This window comes from Streptomyces palmae (assembly GCF_004684805.1).
GTDB lineage: Bacteria > Actinomycetota > Actinomycetes > Streptomycetales > Streptomycetaceae > Streptomyces > Streptomyces palmae.
Window position 1 is genome coordinate 1 of the sequence record NZ_SRID01000617.1, and the last position, 2,059, is coordinate 2,059.

2 protein-coding genes are annotated in these 2,059 nt (G+C 67.6%); both read left to right on the forward strand.

The window, feature by feature from the left end; translation table 11 throughout:
* Positions 1-166 precede the first annotated feature (166 nt).
* Positions 167-1,261 (forward strand): outer membrane protein assembly factor BamB family protein, encoded by a 1,095-nt coding sequence (locus tag E4099_RS31540; protein WP_167828556.1) that lies wholly within the window; start codon positions 167-169, stop codon positions 1,259-1,261.
* A 51-nt stretch (positions 1,262-1,312) separates the two neighbouring features.
* Positions 1,313-2,059: serine/threonine-protein kinase (locus E4099_RS31545; RefSeq protein ID WP_135342516.1), on the forward strand; the 747-nt coding region annotated here is incomplete at its 3' end.

A 2,059-nucleotide genomic window follows, 5' to 3' on the forward strand; every position in this document is an offset into this window, starting at 1 on the left:
CCCCGGCCCCCCAAGCCCATCCCGCCGCAAACTCCTCACCATCGGCGCAGGATCAGCGGCAGCCATCACCGCCGCGGGAGCAGGAGGCCGGCTGTGGTGGAACGGACGGGAAGAGCCACAGAGCAAACCCGTCTCACGCCGTAGCCCAGCCCGTAGGCCGCCGAACGTGCCCTCACGCGCGGTGTGGTGGAGGCAAGTCCCGCCGACGGACTCGCAGTTCCCCCCGTTGGCGGTCGCGGACCTGATCCTGGTGCAGCACGACAGGAGCCTGCGGGCGCTGGACGCGAGGACCGGCGAGAAGCGATGGACCTCCTCGTACACGAGAGACGGGGGCTACGCCCCTTGGACACTGGCCCTGGAGAAGGACCGGCTCTATGCATTTCGGGACGAAGTCAACCCGCGAAATGCGCTCTCACTGCACTCCGTCGATCTCAAAACTGGCTCCCTGCGCTCCCTTCCCGTCTCCTTGCCGGATTTCGACGGGGGCCGGAGGGCCCATGAAACACGGCTTCTCCTGGTCGCCGGCGGGACGGCATACGTTTACGCCCAGAAGAGAGCGGAGGAGAAGTCCGACGAGGGATGGCACATCGTCGCCATCGATCTGCGAACCGGCAGGGAACGCTGGCGCAAGCCGGTTGGCTACGACGGTCAGGACGGCATCACTGCCAAGGCCAGGGGACGTCACCTGGTCACCGCCCGTCCCATGGAGGACACCCTGGAAGCCTGGGACACCCGCACCGGCAAGGTCATCTGGGACTGGTCTCTGCCGGGCACCGGGCTGTTCCTCTACCGGAACCAACTGGCCTTGGACAGCACGTGCTTGTACTACAGCACGTCCGAGCTGCGTTCCATCCCCTTCCGCGACCCGAACGGCGGGTGGCGGTTCGGCAAAGGGCGGGACAAGGGTCTCGCTACCGGCTCCCGTCTGTACGGCCGACCAGCGTTGAAGGACGGTGTCGTGTACGCGGCCGAGGGTACCCGTGGCCTGGTCGCCGTGGACGCCCGCGACGGCACCCTGCTGTGGGAATGCGACATCGACCAGAAGCCCAACCTCGATACGACCCCACTGGTCGGAAAGAAGTACGTCTACCTCGCGGACGACCGCAGCTCGCAGATCAGCGCGATCGACCTGCGGGACCACAAAGTCGCCTGGACCACGCCCGTCCCCAGCAGGTTCGACACCACTCCGGTCGCGCACGAACGCGCCAGAAGGTTCATCTGGATCAGTGGCGAGATCGTATGCGCCCTGCCCTTCGAGTAAGCGCCACCTCAGCCATGGCAGTCAGGCAGTCCTGACAGGAAGAGACCAGCGATGAAGCCACTCGGCACCGGCGATCCGCTCCGCCTGGGCCCGTACCGCGTCCTCGGCGTCCTCGGCGAGGGCGGCATGGGCAAGGTGTACCTCGGCCGTGACGACAACGGCCGACCCGTCGCGGTGAAAGTACTCCGCCCCGAACTCGCCCACGACCACGGCATGGCCCAACGCTTCCTCCGCGAAGCACAGGCCGCCCAAGCCGTCACCAGCCCGGGTGTCGCCCGAGTACTGGGCGCCTGGACCGAAGGCGGCCGACCCTGGATCGCCACCGAGTTCCTGCCCGGACCCACCCTGGAAGAAGCAGTCGAGAAACACGGCCCACTCGGCGGACTGGGCACCCAAGAACTGGCGGCCGCGCTGGCAGCCACCCTCCAGGACATCCACGCAGCCGGACTCGTCCACCGTGACCTCAAACCCGCCAACATCATCCTCACCTCGGACGGACCCCGCATCATCGACTTCGGCATCGCCCGACCCGAACACGGCCTCACCCTCACCACCACCGGCCACATACCCGTCACCCCCGGATACGGCGCCCCCGAACAAGCCCTCGGCCAACGCGTCGGCCCAGCCGGCGACATCTTCGCCCTCGGCGCCGTACTCACCTACGCGGCCGGCGGACGACGCGCCTTCGACGGCAGCCACATAGCCGCAGTGCAATACGAAGTGGTACACGGCGAACCCGACCTCTCCGCCGTCCCCACACCGCTCCACCCCCTCATCACCCCCTGCCTGGCCAAAGAC